The sequence below is a fragment of the Roseibium marinum genome, assembly GCF_002906165.1.
Taxonomy (GTDB): Bacteria; Pseudomonadota; Alphaproteobacteria; order Rhizobiales; family Stappiaceae; genus Roseibium; species Roseibium marinum.
Genome location: NZ_PPCN01000001.1, coordinates 953,623 through 969,083 on the forward strand (window position 1 = coordinate 953,623; position 15,461 = coordinate 969,083).

The 15,461-nt window shown below is 60.4% G+C and carries 15 protein-coding genes; 12 read left to right on the forward strand and 3 right to left on the reverse strand.

The window, feature by feature from the left end; genetic code table 11:
* The first annotated feature begins 12 nt into the window (after positions 1-12).
* Genes CLV41_RS04480 through CLV41_RS04490 form a run of 3 tightly spaced genes read left to right on the forward strand, consistent with a single transcriptional unit; the run spans position 13 to position 3,579 of the window.
* Positions 13-1,560, forward strand: coding sequence for a CpaF family protein (locus tag CLV41_RS04480; protein ID WP_103221021.1), 1,548 nt, complete (start codon positions 13-15; stop codon positions 1,558-1,560).
* Between the two features lie 7 nt (positions 1,561-1,567).
* On the forward strand, positions 1,568-2,587 hold the full coding sequence (locus CLV41_RS04485) for a type II secretion system F family protein (protein ID WP_103221022.1): 1,020 nt from the start codon (positions 1,568-1,570) through the stop codon (positions 2,585-2,587).
* A gap of 11 nt (positions 2,588-2,598) precedes the next feature.
* On the forward strand, positions 2,599-3,579 hold the full coding sequence (locus CLV41_RS04490) for a type II secretion system F family protein (RefSeq protein WP_103221023.1): 981 nt from the start codon (positions 2,599-2,601) through the stop codon (positions 3,577-3,579).
* Positions 3,580-3,875: 296 nt separating this feature from the next.
* Here CLV41_RS04490 and CLV41_RS04495 read toward each other — a convergent pair whose 3' ends face one another.
* Positions 3,876-4,655 (reverse strand): tetratricopeptide repeat protein, encoded by a 780-nt coding sequence (locus CLV41_RS04495; RefSeq protein WP_208987268.1) that lies wholly within the window; start codon positions 4,653-4,655, stop codon positions 3,876-3,878.
* 201 nt (positions 4,656-4,856) lie between these two features.
* Here CLV41_RS04495 and CLV41_RS04500 point away from each other — a divergent pair, with 201 nt between their 5' ends.
* The 3 genes from CLV41_RS04500 to CLV41_RS04510 all read left to right on the forward strand — a co-directional run bounded on the left by CLV41_RS04500 (position 4,857) and on the right by CLV41_RS04510 (position 7,654).
* Complete coding sequence (locus CLV41_RS04500) at positions 4,857-6,251, forward strand: leucyl aminopeptidase family protein (RefSeq protein WP_103221025.1); 1,395 nt, start codon at positions 4,857-4,859, stop codon at positions 6,249-6,251.
* Positions 6,252-6,310: 59 nt separating this feature from the next.
* Entirely contained in the window at positions 6,311-6,661 is a 351-nt protein-coding gene (locus CLV41_RS04505) for a MarR family transcriptional regulator (protein ID WP_103221026.1), read from the forward strand.
* Between the two features lie 111 nt (positions 6,662-6,772).
* Positions 6,773-7,654, forward strand: coding sequence for a C40 family peptidase (locus tag CLV41_RS04510; protein WP_103221027.1), 882 nt, complete (start codon positions 6,773-6,775; stop codon positions 7,652-7,654).
* Positions 7,655-7,694: 40 nt separating this feature from the next.
* Here CLV41_RS04510 and CLV41_RS04515 read toward each other — a convergent pair whose 3' ends face one another.
* Together CLV41_RS04515 and CLV41_RS04520 are read right to left on the reverse strand one after the other, a co-directional pair.
* Positions 7,695-7,994 carry a hypothetical protein gene (locus tag CLV41_RS04515; RefSeq protein WP_170107111.1) on the reverse strand — a complete coding sequence of 100 codons (300 nt, stop codon included), beginning with the start codon at positions 7,992-7,994 and terminating at the stop codon, positions 7,695-7,697.
* Positions 7,995-8,106: 112 nt separating this feature from the next.
* Positions 8,107-9,294, reverse strand: a complete 1,188-nt coding sequence (locus CLV41_RS04520; RefSeq protein WP_103221537.1) for a DNA recombination protein RmuC — start codon at positions 9,292-9,294, stop codon at positions 8,107-8,109.
* Between the two features lie 125 nt (positions 9,295-9,419).
* Between CLV41_RS04520 and def the strand changes: the two genes are divergently transcribed.
* The 6 genes from def to CLV41_RS04555 all read left to right on the forward strand — a co-directional run bounded on the left by def (position 9,420) and on the right by CLV41_RS04555 (position 15,350).
* Complete coding sequence (gene def / locus CLV41_RS04525; RefSeq protein ID WP_103221538.1) at positions 9,420-9,938, forward strand: peptide deformylase; 519 nt, start codon at positions 9,420-9,422, stop codon at positions 9,936-9,938.
* A gap of 60 nt (positions 9,939-9,998) precedes the next feature.
* Complete coding sequence (locus CLV41_RS04530; RefSeq protein WP_103221028.1) at positions 9,999-10,631, forward strand: MarC family protein; 633 nt, start codon at positions 9,999-10,001, stop codon at positions 10,629-10,631.
* A 158-nt stretch (positions 10,632-10,789) separates the two neighbouring features.
* On the forward strand, positions 10,790-11,728 hold the full coding sequence (gene fmt / locus CLV41_RS04535) for a methionyl-tRNA formyltransferase (protein WP_103221029.1): 939 nt from the start codon (positions 10,790-10,792) through the stop codon (positions 11,726-11,728).
* A gap of 21 nt (positions 11,729-11,749) precedes the next feature.
* Positions 11,750-12,289, forward strand: coding sequence for a GNAT family N-acetyltransferase (locus CLV41_RS04540; protein WP_103221030.1), 540 nt, complete (start codon positions 11,750-11,752; stop codon positions 12,287-12,289).
* Positions 12,289-13,110 carry a tRNA pseudouridine(38-40) synthase TruA gene (truA, locus tag CLV41_RS04545; protein ID WP_103221031.1) on the forward strand — a complete coding sequence of 274 codons (822 nt, stop codon included), beginning with the start codon at positions 12,289-12,291 and terminating at the stop codon, positions 13,108-13,110. The genes CLV41_RS04540 and truA overlap by 1 nt, the downstream gene beginning before the upstream one ends.
* A 1,073-nt stretch (positions 13,111-14,183) precedes the next feature.
* Positions 14,184-15,350 (forward strand): porin, encoded by a 1,167-nt coding sequence (locus CLV41_RS04555; protein WP_103221033.1) that lies wholly within the window; start codon positions 14,184-14,186, stop codon positions 15,348-15,350.
* The last annotated feature ends 111 nt before the right edge of the window (positions 15,351-15,461 follow it).

Consider the following 15,461-nt stretch of genomic DNA (forward strand, 5'->3'; position numbering starts at 1 on the left):
AGATAGTTCGTTATGTTTGGAAGACGTGGCAGTTCATCATCCGGAGTACGGACAGTCCGGCCGGCAGACGTGCCGGGGCTGCAGGATGCGCCTGCGCCGGCCGAAGACAACAGCCGTGCGGAGGTCTCTGCACCACCGCCGTCAGTTCAGACAGAACCTGAAAAACCGGCAGCTCCTGACCAGTCGTCGGCCCAGTCGTCAACCCAGGCACCTGCTCCGGGCCTCGCGCAGGAAGCCGCGCAATCGGCTCCGCCACCCCGCAAGAAGAACAGCGAATATTACGAGACCAAGGCGCAGATCTTCAACGCGCTGGTGGAAGCGATCGATCTGTCGCAGCTCGCCCGACTCGACGCGGAAGATGCCCGCGACGAGATCCGCGATGTCGTCAATGACATCATCGCCCTGAAGAATGTCGTCATGTCGATTTCCGAGCAGGAAGACCTGCTTGAGGACATCTGCAACGACGTGCTCGGCTATGGTCCGCTGGAGCCTCTGCTGGCCCGCGATGACATCGCCGACATCATGGTGAACGGCGCGCACACGGTCTATATCGAAACCGCGGGCAAGGTCGAACAGACCTCAGTGTCCTTCCGCGACAATGCCCAGCTGATGAACATCTGCCAGCGCATCGTGAGCCAGGTCGGCCGGCGGGTCGACGAATCGAGCCCGATCTGTGACGCGCGCCTGCCCGACGGTTCGCGCGTCAACGTCATTGCACCGCCCCTGTCAATCGACGGGCCGGCGCTTACCATCCGTAAGTTCAAACGCGACAAGCTGACCCTCGATCAACTGGTGAGATACGGATCGATCACGCCGGAAGGGTCGACGATACTGCAGATCATCGGTCGCTCGCGCTGTAATGTCCTGATTTCCGGCGGTACCGGCTCGGGCAAGACGACGCTGCTGAACTGCCTGACGGCCTATATCGACCATACCGAACGCATCATCACCTGCGAGGATTCCGCGGAGCTTCAGCTTCAACAGCCGCATGTGGTCCGGCTCGAGACACGCCCGCCGAACCTTGAAGGCGAGGGCGAGATCACCATGCGTGACCTGGTCAAGAACTGCCTGCGTATGCGTCCCGAGAGGATTATCGTCGGCGAAGTGCGCGGACCGGAAGCCTTCGACCTGCTGCAGGCGATGAACACCGGCCATGACGGCTCCATGGGCACGCTTCACGCCAACTCGCCGCGCGAGGCTCTGTCCAGACTTGAATCGATGATCACCATGGGCGGTTTTTCGCTGCCCTCCAGAACCCTTCGGGAAATGATCGTCTCTTCGATCGATGTGGTGGTTCAGGCTGCCCGCCTGCGCGACGGTTCCCGGCGGATTACCCATGTCACCGAGGTCATGGGCATGGAAGGCGACATCATTACCACCCAGGACGTCTTCCTTTACGACATGGTCGGCGAAGACGCGAACGGCCGGATCATCGGACGGCACCGCTCCACCGGTATCGGCAGGCCGAGATTCTGGGAGCGCGCGCGTTACTTCGGCGAGGAAGCCCGTCTGGCCCAGGCTCTGGATGCTTCAGAGATGCCCGAATATGTAGCGGATTGAGGCAAAAATGTCCGGACTTGAAGAACTGATTACCCCACAGGTTACAGGCCTCGCAATCGCGGTGCTGGTGATGCTCGCGGTCGGAGGCGTCATTTTCAGCCTCTTCCAGCCGATGTTGTCCGGAAGCAAGCGGCGCGACCAGAGACTGCAGGCGGTGGCGGAACGCCCACAAAGTGAAAAGCAGCGCAAGCATTTGCGCGATAACGACCGCCGCAGGAGGTCCATCCAGGACCAGCTGAAGGAATTCGACGACCGGCAGAAAGCCAAGCAGCACAAGCAGCAGAAAATTTCCCTGAAGGTCCGAATGGAACAGGCGGGTCTGACCTGGGAAATCAAGCATTTCATCATCTTCAGCGTTGTTTGCGGCCTCGTCTTTCTGGTGATCGGTTTTTTTGTCAGCAGCAACCTGCTCATCATCGCCAGCCTGACATTCGCGGGCGCTCTGGGATTTCCGCGCTGGTACGTGTCCAACAAGCGCAAGCGCCGGTTCGATGCCTTTTTGAACGAACTCCCCAACGGAGTGGATATCATCGTGCGAGGCGTAAAAGCCGGTTTGCCTCTCGGCGACTGCATCAAGGTGGTCGCGCGGGAATCCCGGGAACCTGTTGCCACCGAATTCCGCAAGATTACGGAAACCCAGGTGATGGGGATCTCGCTCGGCGAAGCGGTTGCCAAACTGCCGGATCGGGTTCCCGTTGCCGAAGCGAATTTTTTCGCGATCGTTGTCGCCATCCAGCAGAAAGCGGGCGGCGGTCTCGCGGAAGCGCTCAATAACCTGTCCAGGGTGCTGCGTGGCCGCAAGGCCATGAAGGGCAAGATCAAGGCCTTGAGTTCGGAAGCCAAATCCTCCGCGGCGATCATCGGAGCGTTGCCTTTTTTCGTTGGCGGGATCATTTTCCTGATCTCCCCCGACTACATCATGCTGCTGTTCACAACGACCACCGGCAACATCATTATCGCCGGGTGCCTGTTCTGGATGTTCCTCGGCATCATGGTCATGCGCGCCATGATCAACTTCGATTTCTGACGAGGGACAGCATGAATCTCGAAACGATCGCTTCAACACAATTCCTTGCGGCCCTGCTTGCAATGGTCGCCGTCTCGGGAACGATCTTCTCCCTGGTGTGGCCGATGTTTTCACGCAACGCCTTGAAGACCCGGATGAAATCTGTCGCCCTTGAGCGCGACAAATTGCGGGCCAGGGAAAGAGCGCGCCTTCAGGCCAGCCAGTCCGATGCAAGGGCGTCCCTGCGCAATCAGCCGAAGGCGAAAATGAAAAATTTCGTCGACCGGCTGAACCTGAAGGAAATGCTGTCGGACGAAAGCACGGTCGAACGCCTGCGCATGGCCGGTTTCCGTGGTTCTGCGCCGCTTTACTACTTTCTGACGGCGCGCATCGCATTGCCCGGTGTCATTTTCTTATTCGCGATCACCTACGCGTTTCTGGTGTTGCCGGCAACGCTTCCGGCAATCTCGAAAATCTGCTTCTGCATCGCCATCGCCGGGCTTGGTGCGTTCGTGCCTAATCTTTATCTGAAAAACAAGATCGACAAGCGCAAGCTGTCGATTCAAAGAGCCTGGCCGGATGCCCTCGATCTCATGCTGATCTGCGTTGAATCGGGGATGTCGATCGAAGGTGCGTTCCAGCGGGTCGCGGAGGAGGTGGGCATACAGTCCATCGACCTGGCGGAGGAAATGTCCCTGACCACCGCGGAACTCTCCTATCTGAGCGAACGGCGGCAGGCATATGAAAATCTTTCCAAGCGCACAGGCGTGGACGGTGTCAAGAACGTGATGATGGCGCTCATTCAGGCCGAACGCTACGGGACGCCGGTGGGGTCGGCCATCCGTACGATGGCGGACGACACCCGCGACCAGCGCATGCTCATGGCGGAGCAGAAGGCGGCTTCGCTGCCGCCGAAACTGACCGTCCCGATGATCCTGTTTTTCCTGCCCGTGTTGTTCTTCATCATCATGTCGCCCGCTGTCATGCAGGTGATGCAGATGAACGCCTTCTAAAGCGCGTCGCGTTAAATTGAATCCAGGAAATCGCCCGAACGCATTTGCAATGCAAACGCTGCCTCGGGCGTTCTCCTAAATCCATGAATCCGCTCAAACGCGACACGCCCTAGATCAGCAGACACTCGAACGGAATCGATCCGGGAGTATCCGTGTTGCTCAAGGCACAAAAGCTTTTCGACTTCAGAGTTGTCGGGGTGATCACGACTCGAGCGCTTCCAGGAAAATCCCAAAATCGGGCGGAGCGTCGCCGCTCCGCCCGGTAGCAATTCCAGCCTGTTTGATAAATCCGTGACCTAACCCTGGCGGCTCTGCATCATGGAGCGCAGATAGGCGATGTTGGCCTTCGCCTGCCGGGGGTCGAGTTCGGCCTGTGCCACCTGGATGGCTTCGTCATACTTGCCCTGAATTCCCAGAACCAGGGCAAGGTTCTGGCGGACGCGGCTGTCCGCGCCGGGCAGGGTGGCGGCGCGCCGCAGCGTGTATTCCGCATCGGGAAGTTCGTTGGACAGAAGATAGGACAGGCCGAGATTGTTGAGCAGGCTCGGGTCGTCCGGAGCGATTTTGAGGGCCTGCTTGTAAAGGTTCCGTGCTGTCGGGTGCTCGCCCATCTGGTCGTAGATGGCGGCCTCGGCGGACATCAGTTTCCAGTCCGGCATGTCCGCCTGCTGGGCTCTTTGCAGGACGTTGAGAGCTTCCTCGAAACGGCCGTTCATCGCCAGAACCTTGCCGTAGGCCGAGGCGATCTCCCGGTCCTTCGGATGGTTGATCACACCCGACCGCAGAACCGCCAGGGCCTGCGGCGTCTGGCCGTTCTGGCTTAGCGCATTGGCGTAGCCGAGAATCGCCGCGCGGTTCTTCCGGTCTTTCTGGTAGGCCTTCGACCATTTGGAAACGGATGAAATGGCTTCCCGCGAACCGGGGGCGGTGTATTGGGTTCCGTAGGCCGGGGAATGCGTTCCGGTGTCGGATTTGTTGGAGGCGCAACCTGTCACCAGGACCAGCGCGGTCATTGCCATCAACGTCGAGGCGAGGCGGGCGCGTCTTGGAAAGATACGGGTTACGGGCGCATGCATCTTCAACATCCTGGTGTCTGCAGCTTTTCTTGTTCTCCTACAGAAATAGATAATTAACCCTAATGCTTGGTTAAGCGGGCTTGCGAATTGCGAGATGACAGGGAATTCCGGTGACCCGCCGTCCCTTGCGGACATGTTGCGTCCTGCCGCGGTGCGGCTAATCTGGTCGACAGTGATTCTTGAAATTTCGGAGTATCTCCCGTGCGTGACTGCCTTGTGCGTAAAAGCGACGTTTCCCGGTCAACCCCCATCATTGCCGTGACCGAAGCCGGTCTTCCGGAGCTGCTCGACGAACTCGGGGACGCGGCGAAAAGCTGGTGCGGTGTGAATGACTTCACCGCCAAAGCCTCGACCTTTCAGCTTGTGCCGGGCTTGAGCGGGGAGGGAGCGGCGGTCCTTTTCGCTGTCGAGGAGACCGGCCTGCCGCATTCTTTCGCGCTCGGCGGCCTTGCCAATGCCCTGCCTGAGGGCGACTATCATCTCGCCGACGGGTTTCCGGACCAGGAGCAGGCCGCGCTCGGCTTTGCGCTCTCCGCCTATGCGTTCGGGCGTTACCTCTCGACGCCCGGCAAGAAGAGACGGCTCGCCGTCGATGCCGATGTGGACCTCGACCGGCTGCACATCGTTCTCGACGGCGTACAGCTCGCCCGGGACCTGATCAACACACCGGCAAACGATCTGGGCCCGGAGGAACTGGTGGCGGCCATCCAAAGCCTGTTCAAAGACCATGGCGGCAGCGGCAGGATCATTGCCGGCGGCGATCTGCTGGACGAAAATTTCCCGATGGTCCATGCGGTCGGCCGGGCGAGCTCGCGCGCACCGCGCCTTGCGGATTTTTCCTGGGGCCGGGAAGGGGATCCGAAGGTCACACTGGTCGGCAAGGGGGTCATCTTCGACACCGGCGGCCTGAACATCAAACCGGGGTCTTCTATGGCCCTCATGAAAAAGGATATGGGTGGGGCGGCCAACGTGCTGGGCCTTGCTTCGATGATCATGGCGGCGAACCTTGCCGTGCGCCTGCGGGTGATAGTCCCCTGCGTTGAAAACTCCATTTCCGGAAATGCTTTCCGGCCCGGGGACATCCTCCCCAGCCGCAAGGGCCTCACGGTCGAGATCGGCAACACGGACGCGGAAGGCCGCCTGGTGCTGGCTGACGCGCTTGCCCTGGCGGATGAGGAAACTCCGGATCTGCTGGTCGACATGGCGACCCTGACCGGCGCCGCGCGCGTCGCGCTCGGTCCCGACCTGCCGCCTTTCTACACCCATGACGATGAGCTGGCCGAAGATATCGCCGTGATGGCCGAAGCGGCCAACGATCCGCTTTGGCGCATGCCCCTGTGGCAACCCTATATGAAATATCTCGACAGCAAGGTGGCCGACATCAACCACATCAACACCTCCGGGGCGGGGTTTGCCGGTTCCGTGACGGCGGCGCTGTTCCTGTCCCGTTTTGTCGAAAATACCGGCAGTTGGGTCCATTTCGATATTTTCGGCTGGACGCCCATCGACAAGCCGGGAAAACCGGCCGGCGGCGAGGCGCAGGGGATCCGCTGCCTGTTCGACCTGATTTCGGAGCGTTATGCGGGCGCACAATAACGGCTCCGAAACGTTTTTGTGTTTCTATAGCCATGAGTTGGATGGGAACCTGACGATCCATGGCTGTCGAAATACGCGCCTCCCAGGCGTTGAAATTGCTGCATGAGGTGAACCTGGCGCTGGTGCGCGACAGCGAACAGGATCTGTCTGCCCGCCAGCTGACGATCCTTTTGACCGTCTATCTCGAACCGCCGCCCCACACGGTCCGCGGTCTTGCCGCGAAACTGAACGTCACCAAACCCGCCATCACCCGCGCACTCGACACGCTTGGCGGCATGCGGCTCCTGTCCCGCAAGCGCGACGCAGCCGACAAACGCAACGTGATCATCACCCGCACGGTTGAAGGCGCGCTCCATCTGGAGCACCTTGGCGATCTCGTGGCCGAAAAGGCGGCGGAACTGCCACGCTGATTTCAGGCAATTTCTGTTTATTTCGTGAGAGTGTAACCTGTAAGATGAGCGTCGTGTCCGCTGGATGCTCTCGTCAGGAAAAGCTTCAACACCCGGAACCGATTGTCGACCATGACCCAGAATTTCGACCGCCGCCGCCATCCGGTCCGGCCGGATCTCGCCGCAAGCGACTATGAAGGGCTGGCGGATGCCGGCCGTTTCGTCGAGGGTGAAGTCTTTCAGGTAAAAGCCGACCGCCTTGCCATGCGGCCGGAGCCGCGTCAGGACCGTCCGATCGACACCGAAGCCCTGCGCGGCGAATGGCTGACCGTCTATGAGCAGACGCCGGAAGGCTGGGCCTGGGGACAGCTCGATACGGACGGCTATGTCGGCTGGTTTTCCTCCGACGGTCTGGGACCCGTGACGGCCGCGACCCACCGGGTCAGGGCGCTGCGCACCTATCGCTATCCGGCGCCGGATCTGAAATCCGTGCCTCTCGGCCTCCTGTCGCTCGGCTCGAAGGTCACCGTGACGGGGGAAGCGGAAACACGCGGACTGGCCTATGCGCTGCTCAGCGACGGATCGGCCGTGGTGGCAAGGCATCTTGTGCCGCTGGAGGACCGCGAAGAGGATTGGGTGCGCGTTGCGGAGGAACTGCTCGGCACGCCCTATCTGTGGGGAGGGCGATCAAGTCTGGGGCTTGATTGCTCGGCGCTGGTGCAGCTCGCCGCCCAAACCGGCGGCCACGACCTGCCGCGCGACAGCGACATGCAGGAAGCCGAAGCCGGCGAGGAAATACCGCACGACGATCCGGCGGCGCTGGAACGTGGCGACCTGCTCTTCTGGAAGGGCCATGTCGGCATCGTCGCCGGTCCCGGCAAACTGCTTCATGCCAACGGCCACACCATGACGGTGGCCTTCGAACCGCTCGAGCAGGCAATCGAACGGATCGCGGCAACGGAATGGGGCGCGATCACCAAGGCCCGACGCCTGAGCGCACCTGAAAGCACCTGATAGCTTTTGAACGGCCGGCATTGCGCGGCCATCCGGGCCGTCAGATCGACGCGGCGATTTCCTCCCACAGCGCGTCAACGTCACGGCTCTCGACAGGTTTTCCGGCGCGCCGGAACCAGTAGGCCGCGTTGCCCGGATCGTTTTCGATCAGGTGGCACAAGCCATGGACCCAGTCATGCGGCATGTCGCCTTCCCGGCTCTGGCAGATCTCGTGCGCCCGTTCCCATTGCGGGCCGAGCGTCAAACCGCCTTTTTTCAGCCACCACAAGGCTTGCCTGGGAGGTGACAAATCAGCCGGCGGTTCAGCCGGAGAAAAATCCATCGGGGTCTGACTGGACATGAAGCACTCCTGAGTCAGTACGTGAGACCGGTGCAAGGGCAGGGCGGGAAAACACGCGCCGACTCAGGGAGCTCGAGGCTGCGCCGGGCGCATCGATGAAAATTCGAAAATACTACGATTCCGGCGACACGGCGAGTTGCGGCTCCGGCGCGGAGGCGTCTTCTTTTTCCCCCTGGATGTCGCCCAGCTCCAGGTCCTCGATCCTTCGGCTGCGTTTGCTGATCTTGTCGGTGGAAATCAGGATCTGGTCGATATCCTTGTTTGCCTGGGTGAAATGGGATTGCAGCTTGCCGACCCTGTCGTTCAGCCGGCTGACATCGACGATCAGATGACCGACCTCCGCCTGGATCAGGTGAGCCTGTTCGCGCATCTTGGCATCGCGCAGAACCGACTGGATCACCTGAATGGAGAGCATCAGCAGCGACGGTGAGACAATCACCACCCGCGCCCGGTGGGATTTCTGCACCAGGTCCTCGAAACTTTCATTGAGTTCCGCGAAGACGCTTTCCGACGGTACGAAGAGGAAGGCCGTGTCCTGGGTCTCGCCGGGAAGCAGGTATTTTTCGCTGATATCCTGAATGTGCTTGGTGAAATCCTTGCGGAACTGGGCTTGGGCGTATTTCAGCTGGTCGTCGCTTTCCGCCTTGCGCAGCAGGTTGAAGGCCTCAAGGGGAAACTTGGCGTCGATGGCAAGCGAAGGCGCGCCGTTGGGCATGTGGATGAGGCAGTCCGGGCGGCTGTTGTTGGACAGCACGGCTTGGAAGGAATAGGTGCTCGGCGCCATCTGGTCCTGAACGATCGCCTCCATCCGTCCCTGACCGAAGGCACCCCGCGTCTGCTTGTTGGAGAGGATCGCCTGCAGCTGCCCGACCTGGCCGGAAAGATCGGTGATCGTGCGCTGTGCCCGGTCGATGACAGCGAGCCGCTCATGCAGGTGCCGCAGCCCGTCCTGGGTGCGCTTGCTGGTATCGGCCATGGACAGGCCGAGCTTGTGGCCCATGCCGTCCAGGCGCTCGTTGACGGAGCGCATCATGTCGGAATGCCGCGAGCCGAAGACCTCGGCCATGGTCTGCATGCGCCCGGTCATCTCGCCCTGCGATTTCAGAAGCTGCGACAGATGGCTTTCCAGCTCGTGAACGCGCTCCGTTGCGGCCGTATCGGCCTCCGCGCGCAGCCGGATCTCGCGAATGGTCTTCAGGCCCAGCCAGAAAATCAGGGCAAGCAGCAGCAATCCGCCCGCGATTGCAGTTTCCAGGACCGTCACAGGACGGCCGCTCAACTCAAACAGGATCTCATTCATGAAACAAACATAGAACGATTCGGCCCGTGCGCGCATCTGGCGGTCCGTTCATGACCGTTGAAAACGCAGGGCATACCTGCGTTTTCCGCGTTGACCCGTGCCAAATGATTGCCTATGTGAGGCAAATGACAACACGCCCGATCATCACCATTCCCGATCCGGTCCTGCGCGAGGTCTGTGCACCTGTCGAGACTATCGACGACGGGATACGCGCGCTGGCGGACGACATGCTGGATTCCATGTATGAGGCGCCAGGCATCGGCCTGGCCGCCAGCCAGGTCGGTATCCTCAAGCGCATCTTCGTTCTGGACGTTTCCAAGGACGAAGAGCCGAAGGCGCCGATGGTCTTCATCAATCCTCAAATCGTCTGGTCGAGCGAGGACACGTCCATCTATCAGGAAGGCTGTCTGTCGATCCCGGAATATTTCGAGGATGTGGAACGCCCCGCGGAAGTCACCGTCCAGTTCCTGAACCGGGAAGGCGCGGAACAGGAAATCAGGGCCGAAGGGCTGCTGTCGACCTGCATTCAGCATGAGCTTGACCATCTCAACGGGAAACTGTTCATTGACTACCTGTCGAAGCTGAAGCGCGACAGGGTCGTCAAGAAATTCACCAAACAGGCGAAAATGGCCGGGAAGCTCTAGGGTCTGTGGACAATAAGGTCCGTGACCCAAGGCTGAAATTACCGAAAAGGGGTGGCAATCATGGATCAGGCCTTGTTCCTGAAAATCTTCGCTGCGCTCTTTGCGATCATGAACCCGATCGCAAATCTGCCGGTATTCCTGTCGCTGACGGCGGACCGGGGGGCGGGATTTGAACGCAAGGTCGCCTTTACCCTGCTGATCAGCGTGAGTCTCGGCGCGATCTTCATCGGCGTGACGGGCGATGCCATCCTGAGGGTTTTCGGCATCAGTCTGGACGCCTTCCGCCTTGCCGGCGGGTTCCTGATCCTGCTGATCGCCCTGAACCTCATTTCCGGGGAAAAGAGCAAGGCCCATCACGGGACCGAAGAAGAACGTAAGAACGTTGACGAACAGGAAAATCCTGCGATCTACCCGTTGACGGTTCCGATCCTCCTGGGCCCGGGTACGATCTCCACCATGATCATCTACCGGGGCCGGGTGACCGACACGCCGCAGGAAATAGCCTATATCGCCGGGGTCGCCGCCGCCATCGCCGTCCTGATCGCCACCTTTTTCGCCGCTCCCTTCCTGTCGCGCTTTCTCGGCCAGACATCGACCAGCGTGATGAGCCGCCTGATGGGCATGATCCTGGCGGCCATTGCCATGGAAATGATGGTCGGCAGCCTCAAGGTGCTGTTGCCGGGACTGGCTTGAACGGCACCTGTTCGGAAGCCGGGCCTCATCCTGAGAACGCGCTGCGCGCTGCGCCGGCCAATGGGACGCAATCTCCGGAACAACCCGTGCCGCGCTCTTGCAAGCCATGTCCCGAGGCGCAATAAGGGTCCGAATTCCTCGAACCGCTCAGGAGCGTCATGTCCCTTCGCGTCGTTTTTATGGGTACCCCGGATTTCTCGGTGCCGACCCTGATGGAGATCGTCGGCCACGGGCACGATGTCGTTGCCTGCTACAGCCAGCCGCCGCGTCCGGCGGGACGGGGCATGGATCTGAGGAAGTCGCCGGTCCACGAGGCGGCCGAATCCTTCGGCATTCCGGTTTTTACGCCAAAGAGCCTCAAGGGCGCGCAAGAACAGGCCGAATTTGCTGAACTGAACGCGGATGTGGCGGTCGTGGTCGCTTATGGCCTGCTGCTGCCCGGGGCCATTCTGGACGCGCCGCGCGACGGCTGCCTCAACCTTCATGCCTCCATTCTGCCGCGCTGGCGCGGCGCGGCGCCGATCAACAGGGCGATCATGGCGGGCGACGCGGAGACGGCGGTTCAGGTCATGCGCATGGAGGAAGGCCTGGATACCGGGCCTGTCTGCATGTCGGAAACCGTTGCCATCGGCGAGGATATGACCGCCGGTGAACTTCACGACCGGCTTTCAGCGCTCGGTGGCGATCTGATGGTCCGCGCCCTGGCCGCCCTTTCCCGTGGCGCCCTCGGCGAGCAGCCCCAGGCCGAAGAAGGCGTGACCTACGCGGCCAAGCTCTCCAAGCAGGAAACCCGCATCGACTGGACCAGACCGGCGCGGGAAGTGCATAACCACATTCGCGGCCTTTCGCCGTTTCCCGGTGCCTGGTGCGAAATGACGCTCAGTGGCAAACCGGAGCGGGTCAAAATCCTGCGCAGTTCCCTGGCGGGTGGGGAGGGAGCCCCTGGGGCGGTGCTGGAAACGGCCAACGGCCCGGTCATTGCCTGCGCTACCGGTGCGGTGCGTCTCGATCAGGTCCAGCGGGCGGGCAAGAAGCCGATGAGCGGCACGGACTTCCTGCGCGGCGCGACCCTTCCTGCAGATACTGTTCTGGGCTAAGCTTTTTCTCAGGAGAGATGAATGACCAATGCTGTCGATGCCTCCCGTCTGACATTCCGGGATGTCACTTCCGCGGACGAAGCCGTTGTAAAGGACCTTCTGGAAGCGGCATTCCCCTCCGATATGGAGGCCCGTCTGGTCCACAAGCTGCGCCACTGCGGCGCACTGGTGCTTGAGCAGGTTGCGGTGGACGACGAGGGCAATGTGCAGGGTCATGTTGCCTATAGCCGCGTGACGCCGGCGGCGATCGGCCGTGCGCAGGGCCTCCAGGTCGCGTGTCTTGCCCCGGTCTCCGTCTGGCCGCAGAGCCAGCGGACCGGTATCGGTTCGGCTCTGATCCGGGCGTCGCTGGAAAAGCTGAAAAAGATAGGCGAGGATCTTGTCCTTGTGCTCGGCCCCCCTTCCTACTATCCGCGTTTCGGCTTCGATCCGGTTCTGGCGCGCAAGGTTCAGGGGCCTTATGCGGGCGATGCCTTCATGGCGCTGGCATTGACGGAGGCGGGCCGCCGTGACCTGCCGATAGAGGTGGCTTTCGCCACGCCGTTTGAAGAATTCGAATAATGCCGCGATACAAACTGACGGTGGAATATGACGGCCGGCCGTTCTGCGGCTGGCAGCGCCAGTCCAACGGGCCATCCGTTCAGGCGGTGATCGAGCGCGCTCTCAAGTCCTTTTCCGGCGAAGACGTGACGATCGGCGGGGCCGGGCGCACGGATACCGGCGTCCATGCGACAGGGCAGGTCTGCCATGCGGATCTGTCGAAATCCTGGCCGGTCAGGACGGTCATGGGCGCGGTGAATTTCTATTGCCTGCCCGATCCGGTCGTCATCCTCGATGCCGAGGAGATGCATGAGGGTTTCGATGCCCGCTTTTCCGCGATCCGGCGTTCCTACCGCTACCGTATTCACAACCGCCTCGCGTCGCTGACCCATCAGCGCGGTCTTGCCTGGCATGTGAAGGCGGATCTCGATGCCGAAGCCATGCACGAAGCGGCGCAGGAATTCGTCGGCCATCATGATTTCACCACCTTCCGCCACACCCGCTGCCAGGCCAGAAGCCCGGAAAAGACGCTGGAGCGTTTTTCCGTTCGAAGGGATGGCGAATTCGTCATCGCCGAATGTTCCTCCCGCTCCTTCCTGCACAATCAGGTCCGCTCCATGGTGGGGTCTCTGCGCCTGGTGGGCGAGGGCAAATGGGTCCCAGGCGACATCACCAGGGCCTTGCAGGCCCGTGACCGCTCCGCCTGCGGCCCGGTCGCCCCGTCGGACGGGCTGTATCTCACCCGAGTCGACTATCGACCGGCGGAGGTCGATGTGGCGGAGTGGAAAGACAAGCAGGCGCGCAAGACCATGCCGGCGGTTGAGGAGAATGGGGAGGCGTAAGGCTCGGCCATTCCCTCTCCTCCAGTGTCTCCGGACATTTTCTGTAAAGATGAAAGCTGGTGTGGGTCAGCACCGGCGCGGTGATGATCAGCCAGGAAAGGCCCGCGCCATCGGCGAGACCGCGGCTGCCCACGAGTTGGACCGTCATTCTTTCCCCGGCGGTGACCTGATGGTGCGCGCGTTGGCCAACTCTCTCTTTTCAGATTGGAATCAGGGTCTGGCTCTGCCACCGGAACACAATGGGTGGAAGACCGGCCTGGACGGCCAGGAAACCGAAAGAACACTCGCTGTGCTTCGCGGTCGAGTTGTTGAAGGGGCTTGAAATCCGGAAGTGCGAATCAGCCGTGTTGGCAGATCTGAATGCACGGCTTTTCAGCCGACAGTCCTGGCTTTCAAAGTCGGCGCGTCCTTCGAACACCTGTTGAGTGCATGAGTTGCGGCCCCACGGCGAAAATTGCCGCCGCACCACCTGTCTTTGTCCATTTATCTCTCATTTCAAGCAACGCGCGAAAACGGTCGAATGTAGCGGATTTCCGCGAATGGCGAGGCAGCACCTCAACGCGGCCTGACACCTTTCCAGATGGCTTTCGAAAACGACGTCACCTTGTGAAGCAGGCCATGGCATCAAGCGACTAGACACTTATACAAATAGACGCGTTGACAAAAAACAGCTTCGAGTCTAATTGTACATCGTCGTCAATTTTTTCTCCCTCGAACGCGAAAGTGCGATCATCGCCACGGATAACAAGCGCATGAGCTAAAGTAAAAAAATACATTCAGTGAAGCACTAAATCTGGTTTGACTCTGGGGCTAAAGCTGCTGCCTGGAGCGTTGAATGTTGGAAAAACTCAGTGAAAACAAAGTGTTGCAAAAATACGACTCAGAAGTTCATTGTAGTTGGCGGGTGCGCAAAGGGCTTGATTGTCAGGACGAAAATTGGAAGAACGTAAGTAGGCAAGCAAGTAGACGAAAACTAAATCTGGAAATTACAAATTAGTTTACTCTGATTTGTGGTGGGGTTAAGTATTAGTTTTTTCTTGATTGCTTTACTGAATGTAAAATTGGAGAAAATGATGAAACTCAAGAGCTTGATGCTCGGCGCTGCTACTGCCGCCGCCGCTGCTACCACCGCCCATGCGGCCGATCTTCCGGTTGCTCCGGAACCGGTCGATTACGTTCGCGTCTGTGACGCTTACGGCGCACGCTTCTATTACATCCCGGGCACCGAAACCTGCCTCCGCGTTGGCGGCCGTGTTCGTACCCAGGTCGTAGCCAACAACGTTCTTGAAGATGGCGCCTGGAGCGACCGCGACGCTGACGGTTACTCCTGGCTGGCTCGTGGTTACCTGTACCTCGACGCTCGCACGGCTACCGAATTCGGTACGCTGCGCACTTACGTCTCCATGTACGGCAACTCCACCAATGGCGACGCTTCCGGCTTCGTCATGGACAACGCCTACGTCCAGTGGGGCGGCCTGACGGCTGGTCGTCTGACGTCCAATTTCGACATGTTCACCGGTCAGGCATTCATCGGTGTTGTTGATCGGGACTGGTCCGATGTGACCCTGAACCAGGTTGCTTACACCGCTGCTTTCGGCAACGGCTTCTCCGCAACCATCGCTCTTGAAGATCGCTCCAGCCGTGAAGCTACCGGCTCCGCAGCAGGCGGCGGTGTAGTGAACTACGGCGGCACGCGTGCTCCGGACGTCGTGGCTGCTCTCGGCATCTCCCAGGGTTGGGGTTCCGCACAGCTGTCCGGTGCTCTGCATCAGGTTTATCCGGATGCGGCTGCTAACGGCGGCAACAGCGGCGGCGAAGACGAAATGGGCTTTGCGGTCGGTGGTGGCGTTGTCGTCAACCTGCCGATGGTTACCCCGGGTTCGAACATCTTCTTCCAGGGTTTCTACGGCGACGGCGCAATGGCCTACATCTCCACTTTCGGTGGCATTGCAGACAGCAACGGCTCGGGTGACACCTCCACAGGTTACTCCCTGTCCGCTGGTGCCTTCATCCAGGCAACTTCGACCATCGGTCTCGCACTCGACGGGTCTTACCTCGATGTTGACGCAGCCGCTGGCCTGAACGACGTCACACGTTATGCGATCGACGGATCCGTGCAGTGGGAGCCGGTCTCCGGTTTCGTAATGGGTGCTGACGTTGGTTACGCCAACACCGACTACGACGTCACTGGCGATGCCGACGAACTCCTCTTCGGTGTTCGTATGCAGCGCACGTTCTGATCCTTAACAAAGCTACTGGCTGCGGTCACTGACCTCCTTGACCTCCAGTCGGTCAACGGTCCGGCAGGCTCCAAACCTGCCGGACCGTCCCCTTAAAGGACCGGAACCTTT